The organism is Burkholderia sp. BC1 (genome assembly GCF_052683555.1).
On record NZ_JBQYLP010000020.1, the window covers coordinates 1 to 25,469 of the forward strand.

At 50.7% G+C, this 25,469-nt stretch carries 23 protein-coding genes; 18 read left to right on the plus strand and 5 right to left on the minus strand.

Going from position 1 to position 25,469, the window contains the following annotated elements:
• The first annotated feature begins 119 nt into the window (after window positions 1–119).
• From ACSHSS_RS12350 to ACSHSS_RS12415, 14 genes are all read left to right on the plus strand, one after another.
• On the plus strand, window positions 120–1,571 hold the full coding sequence (locus tag ACSHSS_RS12350) for a PBSX family phage terminase large subunit (RefSeq protein ID WP_445545034.1): 1,452 nt from the start codon (window positions 120–122) through the stop codon (window positions 1,569–1,571).
• Between the two features lie 43 nt (window positions 1,572–1,614).
• On the plus strand, window positions 1,615–2,766 hold the full coding sequence (locus tag ACSHSS_RS12355; RefSeq protein WP_146125272.1) for a hypothetical protein: 1,152 nt from the start codon (window positions 1,615–1,617) through the stop codon (window positions 2,764–2,766).
• Between the two features lie 53 nt (window positions 2,767–2,819).
• Entirely contained in the window at window positions 2,820–3,767 is a 948-nt protein-coding gene (locus ACSHSS_RS12360) for an SU10 major capsid protein (RefSeq protein ID WP_445545035.1), read from the plus strand.
• A gap of 169 nt (window positions 3,768–3,936) precedes the next feature.
• On the plus strand, window positions 3,937–6,648 hold the full coding sequence (locus ACSHSS_RS12365) for a portal protein (protein ID WP_445545036.1): 2,712 nt from the start codon (window positions 3,937–3,939) through the stop codon (window positions 6,646–6,648).
• A 2-nt stretch (window positions 6,649–6,650) separates the two neighbouring features.
• Complete coding sequence (locus ACSHSS_RS12370; RefSeq protein WP_111440278.1) at window positions 6,651–6,926, plus strand: hypothetical protein; 276 nt, start codon at window positions 6,651–6,653, stop codon at window positions 6,924–6,926.
• Complete coding sequence (locus ACSHSS_RS12375; RefSeq protein WP_077177045.1) at window positions 6,926–7,336, plus strand: hypothetical protein; 411 nt, start codon at window positions 6,926–6,928, stop codon at window positions 7,334–7,336. The genes ACSHSS_RS12370 and ACSHSS_RS12375 overlap by 1 nt, the downstream gene beginning before the upstream one ends.
• A 118-nt stretch (window positions 7,337–7,454) precedes the next feature.
• Window positions 7,455–7,877: a hypothetical protein gene (locus ACSHSS_RS12380; RefSeq protein ID WP_146604170.1), complete on the plus strand. Its 423-nt coding sequence runs from the start codon at window positions 7,455–7,457 to the stop codon at window positions 7,875–7,877.
• On the plus strand, window positions 7,874–8,488 hold the full coding sequence (locus ACSHSS_RS12385) for a phage adaptor protein (RefSeq protein ID WP_111361775.1): 615 nt from the start codon (window positions 7,874–7,876) through the stop codon (window positions 8,486–8,488). The genes ACSHSS_RS12380 and ACSHSS_RS12385 overlap by 4 nt, the downstream gene beginning before the upstream one ends.
• A gap of 20 nt (window positions 8,489–8,508) precedes the next feature.
• A complete protein-coding gene (locus ACSHSS_RS12390; RefSeq protein WP_445545037.1) occupies window positions 8,509–10,236 on the plus strand; it encodes a hypothetical protein in 1,728 nt (575 codons plus the stop codon).
• 1 nt (window position 10,237) lies between these two features.
• On the plus strand, window positions 10,238–10,630 hold the full coding sequence (locus ACSHSS_RS12395) for a hypothetical protein (RefSeq protein ID WP_445545038.1): 393 nt from the start codon (window positions 10,238–10,240) through the stop codon (window positions 10,628–10,630).
• A 58-nt stretch (window positions 10,631–10,688) separates the two neighbouring features.
• Entirely contained in the window at window positions 10,689–12,545 is a 1,857-nt protein-coding gene (locus ACSHSS_RS12400) for a hypothetical protein (RefSeq protein ID WP_445545039.1), read from the plus strand.
• Window positions 12,546–12,577: 32 nt separating this feature from the next.
• The gene (locus tag ACSHSS_RS12405) at window positions 12,578–15,757 is read left to right on the plus strand and encodes a glucosaminidase domain-containing protein (RefSeq protein WP_445545040.1); all 3,180 of its coding nucleotides are present in this window, start codon (window positions 12,578–12,580) and stop codon (window positions 15,755–15,757) included.
• Window positions 15,758–15,802: 45 nt separating this feature from the next.
• Complete coding sequence (locus ACSHSS_RS12410) at window positions 15,803–16,831, plus strand: hypothetical protein (protein WP_445545041.1); 1,029 nt, start codon at window positions 15,803–15,805, stop codon at window positions 16,829–16,831.
• Complete coding sequence (locus ACSHSS_RS12415) at window positions 16,831–17,637, plus strand: hypothetical protein (RefSeq protein WP_445545042.1); 807 nt, start codon at window positions 16,831–16,833, stop codon at window positions 17,635–17,637. Before ACSHSS_RS12410 ends, ACSHSS_RS12415 begins: the two co-directional genes overlap by 1 nt.
• A gap of 51 nt (window positions 17,638–17,688) precedes the next feature.
• Here ACSHSS_RS12415 and ACSHSS_RS12420 read toward each other — a convergent pair whose 3' ends face one another.
• A complete protein-coding gene (locus tag ACSHSS_RS12420) occupies window positions 17,689–17,901 on the minus strand; it encodes a hypothetical protein (RefSeq protein ID WP_445545043.1) in 213 nt (70 codons plus the stop codon).
• Window positions 17,902–17,951: 50 nt separating this feature from the next.
• Between ACSHSS_RS12420 and ACSHSS_RS12425 the strand changes: the two genes are divergently transcribed.
• From ACSHSS_RS12425 to ACSHSS_RS12435, 3 genes are all read left to right on the plus strand, one after another.
• Window positions 17,952–18,860, plus strand: a complete 909-nt coding sequence (locus ACSHSS_RS12425; protein ID WP_445545044.1) for a hypothetical protein — start codon at window positions 17,952–17,954, stop codon at window positions 18,858–18,860.
• 767 nt (window positions 18,861–19,627) lie between these two features.
• Complete coding sequence (locus ACSHSS_RS12430; protein ID WP_445545045.1) at window positions 19,628–19,918, plus strand: hypothetical protein; 291 nt, start codon at window positions 19,628–19,630, stop codon at window positions 19,916–19,918.
• A 9-nt stretch (window positions 19,919–19,927) separates the two neighbouring features.
• Entirely contained in the window at window positions 19,928–20,338 is a 411-nt protein-coding gene (locus ACSHSS_RS12435; RefSeq protein ID WP_445545046.1) for a hypothetical protein, read from the plus strand.
• 280 nt (window positions 20,339–20,618) lie between these two features.
• Here ACSHSS_RS12435 and ACSHSS_RS12440 read toward each other — a convergent pair whose 3' ends face one another.
• From ACSHSS_RS12440 to ACSHSS_RS12450, 3 genes are all read right to left on the minus strand, one after another.
• Window positions 20,619–21,425 carry a BPSS1780 family membrane protein gene (locus ACSHSS_RS12440; RefSeq protein WP_445545047.1) on the minus strand — a complete coding sequence of 269 codons (807 nt, stop codon included), beginning with the start codon at window positions 21,423–21,425 and terminating at the stop codon, window positions 20,619–20,621.
• Window positions 21,416–22,414, minus strand: coding sequence for a homoserine kinase (locus tag ACSHSS_RS12445; RefSeq protein ID WP_445545048.1), 999 nt, complete (start codon window positions 22,412–22,414; stop codon window positions 21,416–21,418). The genes ACSHSS_RS12440 and ACSHSS_RS12445 overlap by 10 nt, the downstream gene beginning before the upstream one ends.
• A gap of 105 nt (window positions 22,415–22,519) precedes the next feature.
• A complete protein-coding gene (locus ACSHSS_RS12450; RefSeq protein ID WP_006399437.1) occupies window positions 22,520–22,915 on the minus strand; it encodes a hypothetical protein in 396 nt (131 codons plus the stop codon).
• 129 nt (window positions 22,916–23,044) lie between these two features.
• Here ACSHSS_RS12450 and ACSHSS_RS12455 point away from each other — a divergent pair, with 129 nt between their 5' ends.
• On the plus strand, window positions 23,045–24,571 hold the full coding sequence (locus ACSHSS_RS12455) for an AMP nucleosidase (protein WP_060145236.1): 1,527 nt from the start codon (window positions 23,045–23,047) through the stop codon (window positions 24,569–24,571).
• A gap of 180 nt (window positions 24,572–24,751) precedes the next feature.
• Here ACSHSS_RS12455 and ACSHSS_RS12460 read toward each other — a convergent pair whose 3' ends face one another.
• The gene (locus ACSHSS_RS12460) at window positions 24,752–25,243 is read right to left on the minus strand and encodes a DUF523 domain-containing protein (RefSeq protein ID WP_445545049.1); all 492 of its coding nucleotides are present in this window, start codon (window positions 25,241–25,243) and stop codon (window positions 24,752–24,754) included.
• Window positions 25,244–25,469: the final 226 nt, after the last annotated feature.

Sequence of the window (25,469 nt, forward strand, 5' to 3'; positions counted from 1 at the left end):
TCCCTTATTTTAAGAGAGTCCTCGTGTCCTCAGATACGTGGGGCCACTCCAGTAACAGAGCTAGAGAAGCGTCTTAATGACTTGGAGGACTTGCTCAGAGGTTTCGGTGACTTGAACAAATGAGCAGTGCATTAAAGAACAAAATAGAAGCACTAGAGAAAGTGCTCGCGAACAAGAAGCAAGCAAATACGAAGAAGCACTTCCGTATTGGTGTTTTCAAATCGAGTTCTACCCCTGAGTTAATTGGAGTGGTTGACATCGAGGGGAAACCGTTAGAGGGAACGGAGTTTGATACCAGTATCACGGAAGACTTTCTACCATTGCTAGACAAGAAATACCGCTTTGTATCAATGCGAGGTGGTCGTGGTTCCGGTAAGTCAGTAACAGTAGCAAAGATTCTGATATTGCTCGCCTACCATAAGCCGTTAAAGATTCTCTGCTTCCGTGAAGTCCAGAACAGTATCAAGGATTCCGTCTATCAAAGCTTGCAGGACTTGATTCAAGAGCTTGGGCTTAGTTATGCCTTCTCATCCACATTAAATGAGATACGTTGCAATAACGGCTCTGTATTCATCTTTAAGGGCTTGAGTGACCAGACAGTAGAAAGTATCAAGTCGTTCCAAGGCATTGATTTGTGTTGGGGTGAAGAAGCAGCAGGGCTAACAGAAAGATCCCTGAAAATCCTAATCCCTACAATCCGTGCAGAGGGTTCACGCTTTTACTTTACATGGAATCCACGTCTAGACACGGACGCTGTATATCAACGCTATGTGCTGAATACGCGTGAAGACGTTAAAGACGTAGCGGTCAACTGGAACCATAACCCTTGGTTTCCAACTGTTCTTGATGTAGAGCGCAGAGCGGATAAAGCCCGCTTGCCAGAAGACGAATATAAAAACACCTGGGAAGGGGAAATTCTCCCCGCACAAGTTGGTGCTGTTTACTTCCGCGAGCTTAGTAAGGCATACGAGGAAGAACGTGTTACCAAGCTGAGAATTGATCCCAAGTTACCAGTACATGCGATTTGGGACTTGGGTTGGGCTGACCAGACAGCAATCATCCTAGTGCAAAAGATTTACTCAGACGCACGGATTGTTGGTTACATCGAGAGCAACAGAAAGACGCTTTCTGAATATAACAACGAGTTAAGAGAGTGGGGTAACAAGAATCAAGTTAATTGGGGAACCTGCTACTTACCACATGACGGCGCCCATAGAGACTTCAAAACAGGTCAAAGCGCACAAGAGATTATGCAGGCATTTGGTTGGCGAGTAGAGATTACACCAACCATGACTATCGAAGCTGGTATTCGCGCAGCCAAGCAAATGTTTGGCAATGTGATTTTCGACAGAGATTCAACGACATTGCTGCTCGAAAACCTCAAGCGCTACCACTACGCAGAACGCCCAGATGGAAGCTTAGGTAAGCCAGTGCATGACAACTACTCACACGGCGCAGACGCGTTTAGATACCTAGCAGTGAACATTGAGTCATTGCAAAGTAGTAACCAGACTAGTTCATGGGGTAAACCTATTAACTACAAAAATACTACGGTGTTCGACCGTAGATGAATTAAACAAATCCATAAACCTATAATAATAAGGATAAATATCAATGGACACTAATGTTAACGATGCTACCAATGGCAACTTCGACGGCGCAAGTCAAGTTGAAAGCGGCGCTAGTGACGGCGTATCCCTTAACGGCGATACAGAGTATGACCTTGCGTCATACTTAAATGAAAAGCCTATCCCTAAGAAATTTGAAGGGCGCAAATCAGAGGAATACAAAGGCGGTAAAAAGCTGCCTGATCCTTTTGGTTTCTCCAAAGAACAAGATTCCGCTGGGGATGATAAAGATTCTGATAGCAATGCCGAATCCGACACTGATGCAGAAGACCTAGATTTAGATTTGCTCGACAGCGATTCCGACGAGGATACCAACGTAGAGCATGACGAGGATAGCGACACTGACCCAGTATTTGAGATTCAAGTTGATGGTAAGAAGATCGAAGTTAAGAAGTCTGAATTGATTGCTGATGCACAAAAGTGGCGTGCATCTAATGACAAGTTCGCTGAAGCTTCAAAAATGCGCAAAGAAGCGACAGAGATTCAAGATGCTTACGTTAAAGAGCGTGAGACATTAAAGAGCTTGCTCCAACAGTACCAGACATTTATTGATAGTCAAACACAGCAGTATGAGCCTGATTGGCAAACTTTGTACGATACAGACCCACTTGAGTATTTCAAGCAAAAGGAAATGTATCAAGCAAGAGCCCATCAAGCACAGCAAGCGAAGATTATTCAAGAGAACATTAAGAAGCAAGAGCAAGCTGAACTTGAAAAACGACAGCTTGAGTATCTGGAAGCGCAGAAGAAAGCAATTCTAGATTTCTTTCCGCAGTGGAAGAACCCAGAAGTAGCGGCAAAGGCGGTATCACACGTTAATACCTACCTGACCGAAGAAGGATTCTCTGCTGATGAACTCAACACTTTAGTTGATGCACGTCTCCTGAAAGTTGCGCACAAAGCTGCGATGTACGACAAATTGGTAAAGGACAACAATGCTAAGAAAGCAAAGCTTGCTCCTTCTAAGAAAACTTTGAATAGCGGAACTGCTACTAACAATGATCCTGGCTTTAGAAACAGACAGGCTCAGACAGCGAATGCACGTGAAGCTAAAGCTTGGAACGATACCTTGCGTAGCGAACCAACAGCTAAGAACTTTGAAGCTTATTTGGCAAGCCAATGGGCTAAGAAGAAATAACCATAAACAAATATCTGGTTAACCAGATGGCATAATAATAAGGAAAATAAATCATGCCAAGCAATACAGTAACAACCTACGCAACAGTAGGTAACCGTGAAGATCTGATCGACAAAGTATTCATGATCTCACCAACTGATACACCATTCGTATCAGCAATCTCACAAACTGGCGCAACAGCCATTTACCACGAATGGCAAACAGACGCATTGTCATCACCAGCTAACGTAGCACTGGTGGAAGGCGCAGATGCAAGCTACACAGCAGAAGCACCAACAGTCCGTCTTGGTAACTACAGCCAGATCGTCGGTGATGCTTTCTCAGTATCAAACACACAGGAAGCAGTTAAGCACGCAGGTCCAAACCAGATTGCTCGTTTGCAAGCTAAAACAATGATGCAATTGAAGAAGGACATTGAGTACGCTGCATTGCTCAATACCACTTCAGCAACAGGTTCAAGCTCAGTAGCACGTCAAATGAAGGGTGTTCTCGGTTGGAACTCAACAAACTACATCGGTGGTTCAGGCGGTTCAGCACCAGTTGCAGGTAACCCAGGTACAGCACCAGTTGCAGGTACATCACAAGCTTATACAGAAACACTGTTGAAGCAAGCTCTGCAAGAGGCATACATTGCCGGTGGTAACGTTGACATGCTTATCCTTACCCCAGCAGGTAAGCAAGTACAGTCAAGCTTCACAGGCAACATCACACGTATGCAAGACGTCAATAACGACGGTAAAGTCACATTGAAGACTTCATACACAATTTACCAATCCGATTTCGGTGAAGTAACTTGCGTTCCAAACCGTGTTATTACTGGCGCTAAGGAAGTATTCGGTATCGACACAGATATGTGGTCACTGGCTGTTCTGCGTGGCTTCGATACAGAAGAAATGGCTACAACTGGTGACGCACGTAACTTCCAAATCCGTTGGGAAGGTACATTGGAAGCACGTAACCAAGCTTCTGGCTTCACAATTGCAGACTTGAACAACGTTTAATGTTTGCTAAATATGATTGCAGGTGCGAGCTTGTAATCATAATATTTTGTATAGAGAGCACGAAGGCCCTAGTTAAAAGCTGGGGCTTTTGTGTTTCTGGGCATAACGCACGAGATAACGCGAGATTCATTTCAATAAATAAAGGGAATTCCATTGGAGTAATCCCTTTATGGCTAATAAGAAAACACCACGTCCTACACTGCCAGTTGACAATCAAAGCAACTCAGACGGAGCAGGACAACAGAAAGACCTAAACGGTCAGCCAATTCAGAAGAAGCGCAAAAGCTCTGCGATTCAAAACCTAGACCCAAACAACCCTCTATTTGCCAAGCGTAAGGATCAGGACGAGACAGATGCGCTTGTGCAGCAAATGAACGAACTGTTGCCGGGTGTATTACCAAAACCTGAGCAAACAGAGATCGAAGTCTCCGCGGATGAAGTAAGCACCGACGAGGACGGCAACGAAGTAGGGCCAATGACAGATGAAGAAGTCATTGCGTTCTTGAACGTGTTTGAGAACCGTTCACGTGCCTATGTACAAGACGAAATCTCAATCCGTGCTGCTGTTAGCAACGAGTTCTATCTCGCACAACCAGAAGGCATCTTTACCCCTCCATTGAGTCCCGGTCGTTCTAACTGGGTCGATAGCTCCGTAGCAGATGCTATCAACTGGCTGTTACCACCATTGCTAGACGTGTTCTGCGGTACACAAAACGTTGTCGAGTTTCAAGCACGTCAACCACAACAGGAAAAGAGTGCAGCGCTTACTACAGCCATGTGTAACTACGTGTTTAGAGAAGAAAACACGGGCTACAAGATCGCACGTACTTGGATTCACGATGCACTAATGTCTCCGGGTGGCATTATCAAAGTGTATTGGGAGCCTGATTTAACAGCTGAGACCACCAAATACTATGGTTTGACAGACCTGCAATTCCAATTGCTCAAAGAAGCAGCAGATGCGGGTGAGTTCGCGATCATTAAGCATCGCATGTATGCAAACCCAGACTTTGAACCACTGACCACAATTCAGCACGGTCTAGCTATTGCAAAGGCTACAGCTATTGGTCAGCAACCACAGCTTATTACTCCGCAAGTACAGCAAGCAGGACAAGCGATTCAGCAAGGCGCTAATCCCGGCCAAGTATTGCAGCAGGCAGCACAAGTACAGATTGATCCAACAGAGCCAGCTATTAGCGTGCATCTGCATGACATTGTTGTGCATGAAGCTGTAGATCACAAGAACAACGAGCGCGGCAAAGTAAAGATCGTCAATGTTCCGCTGGAAGAGTTTTACATCGACCCACAAGCACGTTCATTAGAGGAAGCGCATTACGCTGCACACGCACGCCGTATCACTATCTCCGATTTGCGAGCTATGGGTTTCGATGACGACATTTTAGAAGAGGTTAGCAATACAGCGTATGACCCAGAAATGACACGCACGTATCTAAGCCGTAAGGAGTTGGAAGGTGCTTACGCATGGTCATACATGAACAACCAGATCGACCCATCAATGCGCCAAGTAATCATTGTTGAGTCATATGTAAAGCTGGACTATTTGCAAACTGGTATTGCTGAATGGCGCAAGATCATTCGTTGCGGTAATACCATTCTGCTTAACGAGCCATGTGACGGCAACCCGTTCATTATGCTTGTAGCAAACCCATTGCCTCACTTGGCATTCGGTGTATCTGTAGCAGAGCAAGCACAAAACGCACAGCTTAACCAAACACAGTTGATGCGTGCATTGGTCGATAACGTCAACTTGGGCGCAAATGCTCAGATGTGGGCGGTAGACGGCGATGTGAACCTTGACGACCTGTTAGATAGCCGTCCAGGCGGCATTATCCGCGTAAAGAATCCTGAAGCAGTAGGCGTACTTTCCTCTGGTAGTGGCGACGTTTCATCCGTGACAACACTGCTTGAGCTTATCGACACAATGAAGCAAGAGCGCACAGGTGTACAAAAGCTCACACAAGGCAGCGACGCAGACATTATCAACGAGACTGCTACCGGCTATCAGGCCATGACAGAACGTGCGGAACAACGCATTAAGTTGATGGCACGCGAGTTTGCAGAGAATGGTTTTAAACCATTGTTCCTGCGTATTCAGAAGCTATTAGCGCAGTACCAAAACGAGATGATGCAGATTCGTCTTAACGGTCAAACTATAGAGGCTGACCCAATGGACGCAGCACACCACTATGACGCTGTTGTACGTGTCGGATTGGGTACTGGCGATAAGTCACGTGAACTTGCCTACCTAAACACAATTCTGCAATTGCAAACGCAGGCTATCCAGACTTCATCAGGTATGGCCGATTTGTTCAATGTACACAACACAATTGAGAAGTTGGTACATGCGATGAACTTTACTAATGTGGACGAGTTCTTTAAGAAACCACAATCACCAATGCCACAACCGCCACAGCCACAAGTACCACCTGATGTACAGGCAAAGATTCAAATTGAACAGATGCAAGCGCAGAACGATGCGCAACGTCAGGAACGTCAAGCGCAGTTGGATGCAATGAAGATCGAAGCACAAGCTAAGAGCGATGACCAACAAGCAATGCTTGCGCATCAACGTGAGTTAGCCAAGTTGCAAATGCAACAGAAGATCGAGCTAGAAAAGCTTTATCTACAAGCCGCAATTCAACGAGAAGCAGCGGCACTTAAAGCAATGGTCGATCCAGCAGCAGAAGCAGCTATGTTCAACGAGACATTCCAGAGCACTACAGACTCAATGAATGCTGCGCTGACTAAGATTAACCTGCATGCAAGCGGTGAGTACGATAACTTCCTTAATCAAGTTATCTCTGCACCAGAGCCAGATGCATCACAACAGAACAACCAAAATCCATATACCGGAGTATAAAAATGGAACGTAAAGTAAAAAGCACACACGAGTACGATGCGCAGATTGCACGCGCAAATGAAGCAAATGCATTGCTGACCAATCCAATCTTGAATGAGGTACTAGACAAGATGGAAAGCGAGGCAACACAAAAGATGATCGACTCACTAGACCAAGCTCAACGCGAGCTGCAATGGCACAAAGTACGTGCGGTAAAAGACTTCAAGCAAGAACTGAAGATGATTAGCGCAACAGGCCGCATTGCAGCAGAGAAGAAAAAGACAGCAGGGAGCCAGTAATGAGTAAGCAGTTTTTCGTATCTGGCAGCAATGCAACGTTCGACTTGTCAGGAGTAAAGCAGGAAGCACCGCAGATCATCACCGACCCAAACGCACCAGTGCATGCTGACCGTTCCACGGAACTGATCTTCGACAAGGACGTAACTGGCGAAAAGATCATGGTTAAGCGCACGTTTGATCTAGGCGACACGCTTGAACAGATCAAAGCATGGCGCACTAACTTGGAAAGCAAGTCCAGCTATGGCGAGGAAATGCGTCCTGTTATGGAAATACCAGAGGCTATTGTCGAGCAGTATTGCAACATTAACGGCATCACACTGCATGAGTTCATCAGTAACAAGGAACACATTCGCCGTGTATTGAAAGACCCAGACTTAGCTTACTTCCGTTTGCGCCCAAGCGGTGTGTAAGTAGTAACCGGCCTAGAAAAATAATAAGAAAGGAGGCCACAAATTGGCATCAACTGCGTATAAAAATTATCGCTATTAATAAATAGATGCGTAACGCAATTTTTATACGCAGGTGCATATGGACTACATTGAAAAGTTAAGCAAAGAATTTCTGGATGAAATTATCAGACGCGATGCAAAGGAAAAGTATCACGTTCAAAAATCGGCTGTTGTGAACGGTAAGACGGATTTCAATGGTGACCCAGTTGAATTCAGATTAACGTTTGAAGAATGGTTCGGTATTTGGATGGAATCTGGTAAGTGGGATAAGAGAGGGAAAAAGAAGGGGCACTATGTTATGTCGAGAGTTAATGACATAGGCCACTATGAGGTTGGTAACGTGTTTATCCAGTTACACGCAGACAACATCAAACAATATCGTAAAGCAGCTAAAGAAGATGGTCGTCCGGTTGGGCGTCCAAAAGATCCAAACGGAATTACGCCAGCAGAACGATCACGCCAATGGCGTTTAAAACAAAAACAAAAAAAGGCTAACCCATGACAACATTGGACTTTAGTTCATACGACGACTTGCAAAAGGTCGTAGCGACATACCTGCAACGTGCAAACCTGACTGCGCAGATACCGCTATTCATCCAACTAGCGGAAGTGCGTTTGCGCAACATCATTCGTACTTTGCCACAGCAGGTACAGCTTCCATATACATTGGTTCCGGGTAAAGGTTCCCAGATTGTGGCTTTGCCGTCCGATTACGGCGCAATGATCCGTGTGACGTACAACAGTATTCCAATGACGTACATCACACCTGACCAGTTGCAATTAGAGAAAGCAAACGACTATCTCTACGAGTACACAATCATTGGCACAAACATCCTGTTGCAGACCTACATTGACGGTAGCTCTGCATTGACCATGTATTACTACCAAGAGCTACAGGGTTTGTCGGATTCAAACGAATCAAACTGGTTGCTTGAAGATTATCCAAACCTGTACTTGTATGCAACATTGCTTGAAGCAACACCATATCTCATTGACGACGAGCGTATCGAAGTATGGGAAGGAATGCTTCAAGAGGGGGTTACAGAAGTACAGATGGCCGCTAAGAAGGAAATGACACCTGAGCGCACCAAACTAACAATTAAAAGAAGCTAAGGTGAAGTATGGCAACACGCATGAATATTGAGCCGCAGAAGTTAATCGGATTCGCACCAGACCTAGACCCAAGTACACCGGGTATTTTTCAGGACTGCAATAACGTATTTCCTACAACAACCGGATTCAAAGGCGCACCGAGCCCTATTAACGGCGGCCTAGCAACACTTAACAAGCCTGCACTTGGTTCGGCATTGCTTCTGCTGCTTGATGGGACTGCACGTATGTTTGCAGGCACTCAGTCCAACTTGTACGAAGACGTAAGCGGTGCATGGGTAGATCAGTCAAAGTCAGGTGGATACTCACTAGGCACAGATGGTAAATGGCGCTTTGCTGCATTTGGTAATGCCAGTCTCGCAGTAAACGGTTCGTCCGTAATGCAGACTTCGTTATCGAACGCGTTTACAAATGTTCCAGTAGCACTTGCAAGCATCAACTTGCAAACGGCAGGAGCAGGTTATACAAGCGCACCTACGGTTACTATTTCCGCTCCTAACATCAGTTCTGGTATTCAAGCCACAGCGACGGCAATAGTATCAGGAGGGGTAGTAACCTCAGTCACACTGACCAATACAGGTAGCGGCTACACAAGCGCACCTACTGTCACATTCTCGGGCGGAGGTGGAACAACACAAGCAACAGCGACAGCTTCATTAGTAGAAGCACCGGTTGGTGAGATTATCTTTGTTGCTAACGGCCAAGTGTTTGTCTGCAATTGCTCATACCCACCGCAAGTGTCAGGTGGTGACTTCTGGTTTGCAAGTGGTATCTATGACTACACACAATGGGATACAACTAACTTGCAAACGTTATGCGCTTATGGCCGTTTAATCGACACACCAGGTCCGATTACAGCAGGAGCAGCATTAGGTCCAAATGCAATTGTATTCAAAGAAAACAGCATGTACTTGGGTACTCAAACAGGCTATCCGGTCGGTTGGGATTTCCAAGCTGTCAGTAAGTTTGTGGGTGCATTAAATCAAGAATGTGTCGTTACCGTTGCCAATACGCTTTACTTCATCGGCAGCGAAGACTTCTACGCATACGAAGGTAGCGGTTTGCCAGTTCCAATTGGTCAGAACGTGCGTCGATGGTTCTTTGATACGTTGAATCCGAGCGGTAAAAGCAATATCAGTAGCTTCTACGATAAAAGCCAGAAGGTTATCTATTGGGCGTTCCCAAGTAAAAACTCTGCAAGCAACGTTATTGATACTTGTATTTGTTATAACTGGACGACAGGTACATGGGGTGTGATGGATACCAACATGCAGTGCTTTGTAACTATCCTTAATGGCGAAATTACGTATAACTCATTAGGAACAGAATGGAGTACATACAACGACTTGCCTAACATTTCATACAACAGTTCGTTCTGGAATAACTTCCGCACTACACCGGGTTACTTCGATTCGACAAATACACTGCAAGCATTAGCGGGTACATCAAGTGGCGCAACCATTACCACGAACGCCTTCGGCGATGACATGGTGTATTCCACAATGCAGCAGTTCAGAATCAGATTTAAAACACAACCGTCTTCTGGTGCTGCGATATGGCAAGGAAAAACAACATTAGGTAGTAATGACCCATCAACCATTACTAATGTAAATGCAGGCCCGCTTGTGCTTGCTGATAGCCGTATCGACGTAGATCAAAGCAATCGTTGGCATAACTTGATTCTCACATTCAACGGCGACTTTGAAGCGATGGAATGGATACCGTCAATGGTGCAGTTGGGGAGAAACTAAGATGTCAAGAATCGGTAACATAAACTTGCCAACTATCACAGCGAGTATCAGCGGCAAGAGTATTACATATGCGGATTCAACGCAGTTGCAGTTGCAGTTGAACAAGATGGCGGCTCAACTTGACTTGATTAGTTCAGGAGCTATTGCGGGAACATGGAACGCGGCTTCTAAACCACCTACTGATTTTACAGGGGTCACAAGCAATCCAACCAGCCAGATTCTAGGAATTACTTACGGTGTGGCGGATCAGATTAAGAATTCGACGCCCGCACTGATAACAGGTTCGGACGGCAAGCAATACGTCCTAATGGGATGGGTATGCACAAGTGCCGGTAATGTTGGTACTAAGAATCCACCTAATTTTGTTCCGACCTACTGCATAGTGAATCCATAAATCCAGAGATTACACATTCACTTGCGGCTATAAATATAACAACAAGAAGGAATAAGAGATGGCCAATCTTCTATCAATGTTAGGTCTGGGTAGTTCTGGAGTGCCAGTATCCCTAGACGATGAAACAGCGCAGCTTATGGCGCAATCACCAACTTCTGGTTGGTCTGCACTTATGGGCGCACAACAAGGCGGAATTGCTCCGCAACAGATGCAGCAGTACATGGCGCAAGCCGGTATGCCACAGTCAGTACAACAAGACGACGGATCACAAGCAAGCGCACAAGACGCAAATGCTGTAGCTAGTGACTCGACCGGCAATGTCGCTTCACAAGACAGCAAAGTAGCAAAGGGCGATACGCAAAACGCCGCTAATGCTCAACAAGTCGACCAATCTGGTTATTCAGGCGATGACAGTAGCGGTGCATCCGGTAGTGCAGGTGCAGCACCTAATAACTCTGACAATGCAAGTACAGCAAGTAATGCCAGTGCAGACCAAAGCGGCAACACTGCTTCAAGTCCAGACGCAACTACAAGCTCACAAGGCGGTTTATTGGGTGCAGTAGGCGGCAATAGTCAGTCTGCTTCTAGCGATGCAAGTCCGAGTGTTGGTGAAAAGCTCATGTCTGTATTGCGCAATCCACTGATTAACGAATCATTGATGAATGCGGGTTTCGGCATGATGGCTGCATCACGTCCCGGTACACCTTGGTATAGCGCAATTGGTCAAGGCGCACAAACAGGTGTGCAGACATATAACCAACTTGCTCAACAGCAGATTGCTAACCGCATGGCTGCTCTGAATTACCAACGTCAGAATGCATTAGACCAAGCAGACATTAACGCAAAGAACGCAAGTACGGCAGCTACGCAACAGAAGACGGCACAAGCCCAAGCTCTATCTAAGTACGCTGCTAACGCAGGAAAGAACTTCAATATTGGTGATGCTGTTGCAGCCGGTGCAAATCCTGCTGATGCTGCTGATATGTTTACTAAGATGAACCCTGAACTTGGTGCAACGCAACCAGACGGAACAGGGAACATTTACCTCTATAACAAGCAGACAGGCCAACCAGTTAGAACCATCAATACAACACAGTTCCAGAAACTCGGTCCTGGCGAATCGCTTTATAACAGTTCATCGCTTGGTAATAGCTCAGGTTCAAGCGTAGGCCAAGTAACTCCACAGCCTGTAGTGCAAGGTGGTTTAGCTCCTGCTGATGTAGCGAAAGCTGTGTCTGGTTACAACACAACACAAAAGACATATACAGACCAAGCGCAGCTACAAGACCAGTTCTTGAACCAAATGCAAACTAAGCAAGCTCTTACTGGAACTGGTACAGGTGGTGTAGTTCCGCAAGCATTCCGTCAGGCTGAAAACCTCGCGGGTGTCTTTGATAACAATTCATCCTTGCGTCAGCAATTCCAAGGATTGAATATTCAGAAAGAAATGTCCTTGTTGCCAGCCGGTTCGCGCATGGATCAAACGTTCTTGAAGATGATCGGGAAAACAATTGCCGACCCATCTACAGCTACACCAGAGCAAATGATGCAAACAGCGGCTTTCGCTCGATCAGTCGCACAACGTGATGCAGTTGATAGCGAAGTAAGAGCAGCGTTTGTAGGCGCAAATGGCGGTATGGAAACACCGTTGTCTAAGCCAACAACTATTACTGTTCAAGGTCGTCCAATGCACTTGTCAGCGGGTACTACTATGCAGCAAGCAGCAGACGCGGCAACTTCTAAGCTGGTTGATTGGGACCCACCTCTGATTAATCCAAAATGGGCTGATGGAGCAAAGATCAACGACCAACAAATTCAACAAGCTTTGCAGTTCGCCAAAGATCCAGCTTGGCGATCTAAAGCGAGAGCAGCAGGCATCTTATTGCCATCTAATATGAGAAACGGGGGTCAGTAATGGCCAATTCAGGAATTACATGGGGTCCAGTAATGGCCAATTCAGGAATTACATGGGGTCCAGCTAGTTCTGCATCAAGCGGTTCTAGCGCAGGCTCAGGCGGTATTACATGGGGTGATAGTGCGCAAGTAGGTACACCACAGGGCTTTGCTCAGACCTACGGATCAACAATCAATAATATCGCTGGTCAATTGAATGTTGATCCTTCAATCATTGCTGGTCAACTAGGCTTAGAAACTGGTTACGGTAAGTCCGTTATTCCGGGTACAAACAATCTGGGCAACATCAAGTCCACAAATGGTAAGGGTGTAAGCGCAGTTGATAACCAAACAGGTTCAACAGACACATACAATGCTTACCCAGACGCAGACGCATTTGCTAGTAACTACGTCAACTTAATCAAAAGCAAATACCCAAAAGCAGTAGGGGCGCAGAATGCACAGCAATACGCAGCCGCGTTGAAAGCTGGTGGTTATGCGGAAGACCCTAATTACGTGGGTAAGGTAAGCAAAGCAGCGCAAATTATGTCAGGCGTACTTGGTGCAGTTACAGGTTCAACAAACGCAAACGCAGATGAAGCTCCGCAACCAAGTTCTAATGCTGCTGACAGTTTCATCAAGCAATACGGCAATCCTAGCCTTGCAGGTAGCAACAGTCAAAGCACAAATAGCAGCGATCCTGCTGATGCATTTTTACAGCAATACGGTATGCCGACTGCCGCATCCGCACCGGGCAAAGTCACTACAACAACCAACCCTATTGCAATGGGCGCACGTGATGCGATCTACAACACTGTCTCGCCTATCGTCGGTTGGATTGCTAAAGCTGGTGAGACATTCGCACCAGATGCAGAATGGACAAAGAGCGCAGAGCAGGGCGTTAGAGACTTGCAAGCGACAAACGCAGCACAACAGCAAGCGTATGACTCCGTTCAACACTCGACCGCAGGCAGTATCGCTAGAGGCGCAACCGGCTTCGCTGGCGATGTAGCAACGCACCCATTCCTCGCAGGTTCATCGCTTCCTGCTGTCATTGGTCAGTCCGCATTTCAGGGTCTCATGTCTAACCCAGACCATCCACTCGCAGGCACAGCCGCAGGTGCAGCAGGTGGTGTAGCTGGTGCCGCTCTCGGTAATGTAGCTGGTCGCGTCATCAACAAACTTGGTAGCTCTGGCAAGGCCATTGCACAAGCTGGACAGGATTTCGCAAATGCAGGTGCTAATACAGGTGGTGCATTAAGCCCTGAAGAAATGCAGATGGCTGCTCGTGTTGCAGACAAGATCAACAACACCGCAGATCAGACAGGCCAAAACGTAGGGCATGTAGCCGACGAGCTTTCCGCTAACTCAGGATCAGCAGTACCGGGTTATCAAAAGACAGCAGCAGAAGCAACGCAGAACCCAAATATTCAAGGCATCCAACAGGGTCTTGATAACTCAGGTGTAAATGCAGGACTGACGGCACGTAGCCAAGCAAACGCAAATGCTAATACGGCGCACCTACAGAGCCTTGGTGGGGACGACGCAACTATTTCAGCACTAGGTAAGCAAGCAGACCAACAGGCGGCATGGGGCAATCAAGAGATAGGGCCAGTAACAGACCAAGCTCCGTTTAGTACGCCAGCAATGCAACGTACTTTGAATCGTGCTAACACTATCGCTAATAACGATGGTTCCAATGCCATTCAAAATGTCTTCGATCAACCATATGTTGATGCGGCTAATAAGTGGGACGAAATAGCAGGATCACCACAAAAGACCGCTAACTTCGAGCTGGAGCGCAAGATAACAACCGGGCCAATGTATCAGCAGATTTTCGAGAACGGCGGACCTAAGATCGCGCTCGATCCAGAAACATCACGCTTGATTAACACGCCTGCGATGCAAAACGCGTTAAAGCAAGTCGAGACAAACAAGCTCAACGCACGTATTGACGAGCCAGTTATCCAAAACATGCAAGCGGTATCACCAAACGGTAGTGTTTATGGACAATCCATCTCTGCAAACGACTTGAACCAAGCACGTATGGCGTTGGACAAGCGTATTGCAATGATCTCTGCTGATCCGTCTTCATCTGACAAGTTCCAGCTTGCAACATTGGCTGGATTGCGTGACCAAGTTAATGCAACGCTTGAAAACCAAGTTCCGGGGTTAAGAGAGGCTAACCAAGCTTATCAAACTGCGTCCGAACAAATGGCGGAAAGTAAGTTCTTGACAAGTCCTCAGATGCGAGATGCATTGATCGGTAAGAATCCTAGTAAGTTGAACGCTTTGGTTCGTGAAATAGAAGCTGGCATGGCTAACTTGAATGAGCATGATCCCGCGAAGTTAGTTACAAACGCAAAGCTTGCGCAGTTGAAACAAATGGCGAAAGACTTCTCCAGTTTGGCTAATCAACAGAACGCAGTTGGTTTGCAAGGGCAGGGTTATAACTACGTGCGTCAAGCAGCGCAAACAGATCCAGAGGCAGCAGCGCAAATTAAGCAGTACCTTACTCAGCAAAGCCCGAACTATCAAAACTTCTATGCAACTCAAGAGCAGTTAGCACAACATCAGAACTATCAGAAGCTGTTGCAGAAGTTTGGTACTCGCGCAGACGGTAACGTAGCTTGGAATGACGTAAAGAACTTGGGTACACAAGCAGGACAATACACACCTGAGCAATTAGCTGGTCTGCAAGCTGTTCGCGAAAACTTGGAAGCCAATGCAAACAAGGTAGCGAAGGTGCGCGGCAGTAACACTGCTTCTAACTTGGCATCACGTGATGGCTTAGATCAACTGGCAATGACAGATGAAAAGCTAGGTGGTGTACGCGGTTTTGTTGCTAACCAGATTCCAACAGCAGCACGCTCATTAGTCGGCTCAGTTGCTTCTAAGATTGGCTTTGCTAAAGCAGGCCCAATCGGTGGTGCATTGGCAGACGCAGCAGCAGACAAGGTTAGTACCGCAGTTGCAGATGGTATTTCAAAGCGCTTCGGTTCAAAGAGCGAAGAACAGATTGCAGCGGAAGTAGCGGCAAACAAACAAGCTCTTGAAGACCTGATGTTGAATCCACAGCGTCTAGCAGATGCTTTGAAAGCAGCAGAGAAGAACAAAGCTGTGGTCGATGGTATCAAGGAAAACTTGCAATCAAAGGTTGTAGGTAAGCAAAAGCTTGGTGGTCTGCTAGGCGCATTAGCTGGTTCGCAAGGATTTAAGGGATTAAATAATTAATAAGCGGTAGAAGTACCCAATAAGAAAAATAATAAAGGGGTTAAGATGTCAATTCACGTTCTTGCACGCAAAGTGCATTGGGAAAAACGTATTCTGCAAGGCGGTGGTAGCGGTGGAGGCGGTAATAGTACAACCACAACAGAACTCCCTGGCTATGCACAACCAGTAGCGCAAAACATCCTTAATACAAGTCAGAGCTTGTCGCAGCAAGCCGTTCCTACTTACTCGGGGCAGACTTATGCGGGGATGAACAATACACAATCCAACGCCATTAACGGGATGTCTAATCTCGCTAATAGTGGTGGTGCTACCGGTGCTGTCACTGGTGCAGTAACAGGTATGGCTAATAACGGCGGCAATAACTACGGCAACATTAACGCGCCTACTGCACAAGCTGCGCAGAACCCGTATGCCAATATGTCGAATCCATATCTGGCACAACAAACGCAAGCGGCAAATCAGCAAACAACAGATGCATTCAACCAGAATGCAATGAACATGAATGCTCAGTTTGCGGGTACAGGTGCTTTCGGTGGTTCTGCATACCAAAATGCAATGAATCAGCAGAACAAGACATTGGCTACAGCGCTTGCTAATAACTCAGCAAACATCTACGGCAATGCATACAACACGGCAGCAATGGCCGGTAACGTCAATGCCGAGTTGGGCACACAGGCTAACTTGGCGAATGCAAGCAACTACCTAAATGCTCAGAACTTGAATTCAAGCAACTACAACACTGCACAGGGTAGAGCACTCGCAGCATCAGGTTTAGCTCCAAGCTTGGATGCGTCTACTTTGAATCAGTTGAATGCAGCATACACAGGTGGTACAGCAATGCAAACAGATGCGCAGAACTCAGCGAATGCGGCTTACCAGAAGTGGTATCAACAAGCTATGCAGCCGTATGAGCAGCTTGGTATTCAAGAATCTGGGTTGTCTGCTGCTTTGGGTAATGGTGCTCAGGGTGTTTCATCAACAAGTCAATCAGCAAGTCCGTGGGGAGCGGTAGCAGGGCTAGGTACAGCAGGTATCGGCCTTATGGGTTCATTAGCACAAGGAGGTTACCTGTAATGTCAGTCCCAACCAGTATTAATCAGTTGTCGACAACGCCAAGTCTTAATTCTCCGGCAGGCACAGAGCCAATCGGTAATAACTTGGCTCCATACTTGAATGCAGCATTCGCGTTCATTGCACAGTTAGCAAATGGTAGTGCGTTGACACAAGGCCAAGCCTTGAACATGAATAGCCACCAGATTAATAACGTGTCTCCTGCTGTCGCGGGTACAGATGCGGTTAACCTTAATCAGTTGAATGCTTACCTTCCAGTCGGTACGGTTTTGATGTACTCAGGTGCAGTGGCTAACATTTATAGCGCATTCGGACCTAAATGGGTTTTGTGTAACGGCCAGAACGGCACGCCTAACTTGATGGATAAGTTTGTTATCGGTGCTGGTAATGCTTATGCGCCGGGTTCTACAGGTGGTGCTGTAAGTTACACACTGTCAACAGCAAACATGCCTATCCATAGTCACGGTATTAATGATCCAGGTCATAATCACTACGTTAATGACCCAGGCCACGCTCACGGGGTTAATGATCCGGGTCACGCACACGGGTTTTCTGTTATTGCCTATAACACCGACTCCGGTGGTCAGGGTGCATTGACAGGCGGTTCTCAAAATATCGCGTGGGATGGTCAGTTTAACGGTACGACTAGCAGTAGTGGTACTGGTATTACTATCTCAGGAAGCGGTACAGGTATTTGGTTGAATGGATCTGGTACAGGTATCAGTACGCAGAATGCAGGCTCAGGGCAGGCGATGAATATTATTCCGCCATACTATGCACTTTGCTATGTAATGAAGATCTCTAACTAATAATAAGAATAAGGTAGTTTATGAGCAGTCAAGATTGGGAAATGGGCGGTATTACAGCCGCAGCTTTAGTTGCTTCAGTAGCGTCATTCGGTACAGCAGCACCAGAAGCAGGATCAGCCGCAGCAAGCGCCGACGCTGGTATTGCAGCAGGTACAGCCGCAGCAGATACGGGTACAGCAGCCGCAGTTGGAGCAGGTGCAGCAGACGTAGGTACAGCAGCAGGGTTAGGCTCGGGTCTATTAGCTGGCACTTCTGGAACTGCATTAGGAGGTGGTGCGTTAGCTGCAAACTTGGGCGCATCAGGTGCTTTAGGCATGATGGGTTCAGGTATGGCAGGTGTAGCAGGTGATGCCGCTTTAGGAGCCGGTGCAGCAGGATTAGGTACAGGTGCAACACTAGGAGCAGCGGCCGGAGCAACACCAGCATTAAGTGCAGCAGCCACTCATGCGGCAAGTGCCGGTGCATCAGGTTCTTTGGCTAGTGGTGCAGGCTCTGCGATGTCATCACCGGGTATGACAGGACTTGGTAATGCAATTGGTGGTGCAGTCGGTCAAGGTGCTGGAACAGTTGGAACAGGTTTCCAAGGCGCAATGAATGGTGCTGCTTATTACGGCGATTCTGGATTAGCAGGCGGTATTGGTAATTCAGCCGGTGCTTATAACGGCATGATAGGTGCTATGAACGGTAATTCGCTTGGTGCATTCAACTCCACATTAGGCGGTTTGTCACCAATGGGTTCCAATGCAAGCGGTGCATTAGGTGGTGGTATTTCAGGCGCAGCTAACGGAGCAGCAGGTGTTGGTGATGCTTCGATGGGTGGAATTGGCAATAGTTCGCTACTAATGGGATTAGGTAAAGCTGGTCGTATTGCGAACGGAACAATGTCAACAATGAGACTTGCTTCGAACGCAGAACAGCCATATGCACCTCCACAAGCACCTGCTGTTCCGGGTGGTTATCGCCGTACATCAGCAGCAAGTAACGGGATGCCTATTCCTGCTCCTTTGCCATCTATGAGCAATCCGTCACAGAGCACTATTCCAATGCCGGGAGCAAACGCACTGCCGACTAATAGCTCATACAACATGCTCTTGCAAAACATGATGGCAAACACTGCAAGCAATCCAGAAGCGCAGATGCTGTCCGGCCAGTACGGCCCTACAGGCATTCCGGGTTATGGCACAAACATAAATCCCGGCTACATCATCCCCGGCATGTATTGATAGCAACGATCCCGGGTCTAAACACAATCTCATCGAAGGGATCGGGAACAGGCACTGGCTTAGGCTGGTGCCTTTTTCACGAGTGTTGTTTTAGCGCCACTGTGGATAACTGTTTACCACCTTTCTATTGACACCATACCGGTAGTGGGTCGGAGATGGGTTTTATTTAAAGGTCGATTGTGAATAAAAATAACCACCTTTTTGATCGCGATTTTGTTTGCCTTCGTTCTGCGATAGCGGTTTAATGCTTTCGTTGTCTGCATCACACGAAGCACCCAGCAGTACCCGAATTACCCAGCAGTACCTTTCCGAATTGACACAGGCGAGACAAGACGCTCTCGGCTGCGGATAGGCTCGTTCTTTAAAAACACAGGTTTCAATTTTATGCCGGTCCCACGCGGAACAACAGGCGCGGTTTTCCTATTGTCCGCAAGTGTTTTTTCGTGTCGGGACGGCACCAACTTTAAGGAGATCTATGACCCAGAGGTATTACGAATGGAGCTTGACGACCAACTGTATCGCAATTATGCGCGGTCCAAGCAAGCAGAAGCTTCTTCGGCACGTTAGCGAAGTCGTCAAGACTATCGGCAAAGTTACGTTTGGATTTGCGACGGTGCGGACTTCATTGGTTTTTCTGGAAAGGGATAGCAGAGGTACGCGTCTTTGTTCAGATGGCAAAGAAAGGACGGACACGCAGTATCAAGTCGAACTGTTACTGTCGGGCGAAGAAGCTGTTATTTTTAAGCTCAAATTTATATAGGATAACTATGCAAGAATATTTTTACAAGTGGGTTCAGTTCAACAACCGACCAGTCATGTCGGGAACAGACAAGGCAAAAGTTCTGCGAGAGGCAAGACGGTCGCTCAACGAGTGCTTCGAACGTTCGGATTACAAGGTCGGGTTAGCCACCAACATCGAGATTTACGAGAAGGAATGGCACAAACGTATGACCGGCTGTGACCTAAAGATGCGCGGCGTACCGAAGCAGGTTCACATTGCGGTAGTCGCTTTCGAGAACGACGAAGCAGCAGCAATTTTTAAACTTAAATTTATGTAAGGAGTGCGTATGGAAATTCAACAGGAGCAGTGGCAGCGAACAGGCGAATATTTGTGGGAATGGCATTCAGGGGATTGCAAGGGAAGAAAGGCCGACGCAGATTTGATGAGCAAAGCATATTACTTTGCTTACACATGGTGCGTTGACCATCAACATTTCTTCTCAGACGCCCCTAATGTGCATATAGAGAGGGCCAACATCGTTACGACGGAAATAGAGTTCGATGCAGAAATGTTCGATCCCGACCGGGATAAGGAAAGTCTGTCCCCATTTTACGGAGAGTGCCCTAACGACGACGAGTTTTTCTCAAGCCAATCGGTAAGCTATCCGTCCTACAAAATTTCGGTTTCGCTACCCGACGAAGAAGCTAACGAATCCTTCGAGCAAGAAGTAGTGTTTTTCAAGCTGAAAACATCGTAAGAAATAGCGGTTTCAAAGCCCTGTTGTTGTCCAAGGGCTAGGGTTTCCACTCATGCGGCAAGTTGTCGCACCACAGCGATGTACACACGAACATGCACTTGATGCCTTGCCACCCGCAAGCCAGAATAGACGCTGTACTGCTGTTGCAGCAGAAATCCCTAAGTGCTTGTTTTTTCTAGTTTTTGCACAAGTTGATGACAGGGATTTGCGTGCAAACGCGGTGCAAACGGCAGGGGAATTCTGCTCAAAAACTTGGTCTGCACCGTTGATGACAATTGCTCTAAGTTACTGAATTTTCTACATTTTTATCTACGTTTAGGGCAAAACACCCCCTGTACGTAGCGTAAAACGAGCAGTACAGCATCGTCACGATGATGATCGTCACCGGCATCATGATCGTGAGGGCGTAGGCGGCCGCGCCGAGCGCCTGCAGCAGCAGCGAGAGCCCGAGCGACGTGCCGAGCGCGACGCCGAACCAGAGCAGGCCGTACACGAGGAATGCGCCGCGATTGCGCCAGCAGCTGACGATGCTGAAGAACAGCGCCTTCGCCGGCGGGATGTCGTGCCATGCGATCAGCACCGGCGCGAACCAGAACAGCATCGCGACGGGCACGTAGAGCAGCGTCGCGAACAGCAACGCGCCGAGCGTGCCTTGCGCGGCCAGCGCTTCGGGCGCCGGGTTTGCGTCGCCGGTCGCGCCCATCATCAGATGAAACAGCACGCCGCCGTCCATCACCGACGACGCCGCGAACACGAGGATCATCGACACGACGTAGATGACGCCGAGCACCAGCAGCCGCTGCGTCGCGACGCTGCCGTACGAGCGGAAGCCGTCGACGAGAATCGTCGGCATCACCGATTTGCCGGCCACGGTGTCGCGGCACGCAGCCATGAAGCCGACCGCGATGCCGGGAATGAACAGCAGCGGCAGTGCCGCGCCGACGATCGGCACCATCGACACCAGCGTGATCGCGAGCAGGTAGGTGAAGAACAGCGTGATGAACGCGAGCGGATTCCGGCGGAACAGCCAGATGCCTTGTCGGAACCAGACATAGCCCGTTTTCGCGGGCACTTCGATCAGTTGCATGCGGTTTGGATCTCGGGAAGCGCGGGCGTATGGGCGATACGTTCGCGCAGAATGCGTTCGAAATGGCCGGGATCGTGCGGCTTCAGCATCTCGGCCGCACGCGGCAGGTAGAAGTCGTACAGGCGCGACACCCAGAAGCGGTACGCGCCGGCGCGCAGCATGTCGCTCCAGTGACGGCGCTCCTCGGCCGTGAACGGCCGGACCGTCTGGTAGGCGCGCAGCAGCGCGTCGGCGCGCGCGGTGTCGAGCACGCCGGTCGCGAGGTCGACGCACCAGTCGTTGACCGTGACCGCGACGTCGAACAGCCACTTGTCGCAGCCGGCGAAATAGAAGTCGAAGAAGCCGCCGAGCCGCACCGCGTGGCCCGTGTCGGGCGCCGCGTGCGCGAACAGCACGTTGTCGCGGAACAGATCGCAGTGGCACGGGCCGCCCGGCAGGGCCGCGTAGTCTTCAGAGCCGAAGAAGCGCGCCTGATGCGCGAGTTCGCCTTCGAGCAGCGCGCGCTGCGCGTCGGTCACGAACGGTACGATCGCCGGCACGTTCTCCTGCCACCACGGCAGGCTGCGCAGGTTCGGCTGCCGGCGCGGATAGTCGCGCCCCGCCAGATGCATGCGCGCGAGCATCTGGCCGACCTCGATGCAGTGTTCGACCCCCGGCGCGAGTTCGGCCGTACCGTCGAGCTTCGTGACGATCGCCGCCGGCTTGCCGTGCAGGGTGCCGAACAGCGCGCCGTCGTCGCGCGGCACCGGATCGGGGACCGGCACGCCGTGGCCGGCGAGATGGCGCATCAGGTCGAGGTAGAACGGCAACTGCTCGGCCGTCAGCTTTTCGAAGATCGTCAGCACGTACTCGCCGCGCGTCGTCGTCAGGAAGAAGTTGCTGTTCTCGATGCCGGACGGAATGCCGCGGAACGCAACGACATCGCCCAGTGCGTAGTGGCGCATCCATTGCGCGAGATCGGAGTCGGAAACAGCGGTGAAAACGGCCATGCGAGATGCGTGTGGTCAGTGTGCCGGCGCGCGCAGTGCGCGCGTCGCGACGGGAGTGGAGAGAGGCGGGCGCGCCGTGCCGGGACCGACGCGGCGCGGCCCCGGTCAGTAGCGCAGGTTGACCGACGGCAGGCGCGTGATCGGCACGCCGGCGTCGTGCGGCTTCGGCGACGTGTCGGGCGTCGAGCTCATCTGATAACGCGTGCCGAAGTTCGACTTCACGTCGATCTCGACCGGCTTGCCGCGGTCGCGGTACTCGGTGACCTCGGTGCCGTTCTTGCTTTTTTCGTGGAAGCTCGGCGTGCGGCGGATATCGCTGAAATCGACTTTCGACGTGACCTCTGCGGCCGGCCGGTTGATCTGCCGGAGATCGGGCAGGCCGGCGGCTTCGTTGGCTTCGGCCTGCGCCTGCGCGTCCGCGCTCGGCGTGCCGCCGGCGGCGAAAGCGGCGCTGGCGGCGACAAACGCGGCAGCAGCGGCGACGAGAATGAGCGGCTTCATGATGAGTCTCCAGTGAACCTGCCGATTTTAGCAAATACTGCGCGCCATCCGGCTCCCGCGTGCGCGTGGGCAGCCATGAGACTGACCGGGTTCCGTGGTAATGTCGTCGGATCAGACGAGGTGATGAAAATGAAGAACGATTTGAGCCGCGGGCACCGGATGCTGACGCCCGAGAGCCCGCCGGTCGAAGCTTTCGACGACCCGATCGCCGCCGTCGCGCGGCTGTCCGCCATCTACGACACCAACACCGGTTTCCTGCGCGACGCGTTCGCGCGTTATCGTCGCCACGAAACGATCGCCGAGCACGTGCGTGCGTGCTATCCGTTCGTGCGGATTCGCACCGACGTGAACACGAACGTCGACTCGCGGCGCTCGTACGGTTTCGTCGCGGGCCCCGGCGTGTTCGAAACGACCGTCACGCGCCCGGATCTTTTCGCGAACTACTATCGCGAGCAACTGCGTCTGCTGGCGAAGAACCACCACGTGAAGATCGAGATCGGCGTGTCGTCGCAGCCGATTCCGGTTCACTTCGCGTTTCCGGAAGGCATCCATCTCGAAGGCGAACTCGACCGCGACAGCCTGCTCGCGATGCGCGACATCTTCGATACACCGGACCTCTCGTATCTCGACGACCGGATCGTGAACGGCACGTTCGAGCCGGCGCCCGGCGAGCCGCATCCGCTGGCGCTGTTTACGGCCGCGCGCGTCGATTTCTCGCTGCATCGGCTGCGCCACTACACGGCGACGTCGCCGACGCATTTCCAGAACTACGTGCTCTACACGAACTACCAGTTCTATATCGACGAGTTCGTGAAGCTCGGCCGCACGATGATGACCGAGAGCGACGATCCCGACGTGCGCGCGTATCGCAGCCAGTACAGCGCGTTCGTCGAGCCGGGCGATGTCGTCACGTACAACGCGAACCTCGGCAGCGAAGCGGGCGAGGGCGCCGCGCCGCCGCGCCTGCCGCAGATGCCCGCGTATCACCTGAAGCGGGCCGACGGCAGCGGTATCACGATGGTCAACATCGGTGTCGGTCCGTCGAACGCGAAGACGATCACCGACCACATCGCCGTGCTGCGGCCGCATGCATGGGTGATGCTCGGTCACTGCGCGGGGCTGCGCAACACGCAGCGCCTCGGCGACTACGTGCTCGCACACGGTTACGTGCGCGAGGATCATGTGCTCGACGCCGATCTGCCGCTGTGGGTACCGATCCCGGCGCTCGCCGAAGTGCAGCTCGCGCTCGAGCGCGCGGTGGCGGACGTCACGCAGCTCGAAGGCGCGGAGCTGAAGCGCGTGATGCGCACGGGTACGGTCGCGAGCGTCGACAACCGCAACTGGGAATTGCGCGATCATCGCGAGCCCGTGCAGCGCTTGTCGCAGAGTCGCGCGATCGCGCTCGACATGGAAAGCGCGACGATCGCCGCGAACGGCTTCCGCTTCCGCGTGCCGTACGGGACGTTGCTGTGCGTGTCCGACAAGCCGCTGCACGGCGAGCTGAAACTGCCGGGCATGGCCGATCAGTTCTATCGTGCACAAGTCGATCAGCATCTGCAGATCGGCGTGAGGGCGATGGAGATCCTGCGCACGAACGGGCTCGACAAGCTGCATAGCCGCAAGCTGCGGAGTTTTGCGGAAGTGGCGTTTCAGTGACGCTGGCGTTCGAATCGGCGAGCGCCGTGTGCGGTCGTTCCCGGTGCCATCGCCGCGACGACCGCGCGTGCTCGTGCGCGCGCGGCGCCGTCATCGGCGCGCCGGCCCGCGTTCGACGATGACGGGCAGGCAGCGCGCACGATGCTTCGATTCGGGCTCGCGAGCGCGCCTCTTCGACCCTTACCCGTGGCGCTCGATCAACGCCGCGAGCTCCGCCAGCCGGGACGGCGCGAACACCTGAATGCCATGCCGTTCGAGCAGCGCGGTAGTGACGCCGGCGCCTGCATGCCGGTTTCCCGAGAAGGTGCCGTCGTAGATGAAGCTGCTGCCGCATGACGGACTGCCGTCCGCGAGCAAGGCATAGCGGCAGCCGTGCGCGGCTGCCTGACGGAGCGCGTGGTGCGCGCCGTCGATGAACATCGCGGTGACGTCCGTGCCCGCGTCGTCGCAGATCGACGCCGCGCCCGCCAACACGTCGCCGCCGCTGCGATGCAGGCGGATCTCGGCGGGCCGGCGCGGCGTGCCGAAGCCGGCGGCGACCTCGGGGCATACGACGACGAGGCGGCCCTCGTCGCGCCACGTTTGCAGCAGCGTATCCGCGAGCGTCTTCGCCGAACCGTCGTAACGCACGGGCAGGCCCGCAAGGCAGGCGCTGACGAGAATCCTGTTCATGAGTGGATGAGGGGAGAGTGGCCGTTTGCGCGGCCGATACTACCACTCGCGTTTCAAAGCTCGGGTGCGAGCACGGCAGGCGCGCTCATGCGTATCGACGCGTAGCCGGCGAACCCGTCGGCAAGCGCGTATGTCGTTCGACGCAGCGGGCGCTACGCCCGTATGACGAAACGCGTAGCCATCAACGACAAGGCCGCCCGGCGCCGAAGCGCGCGGGCGGCCTTGT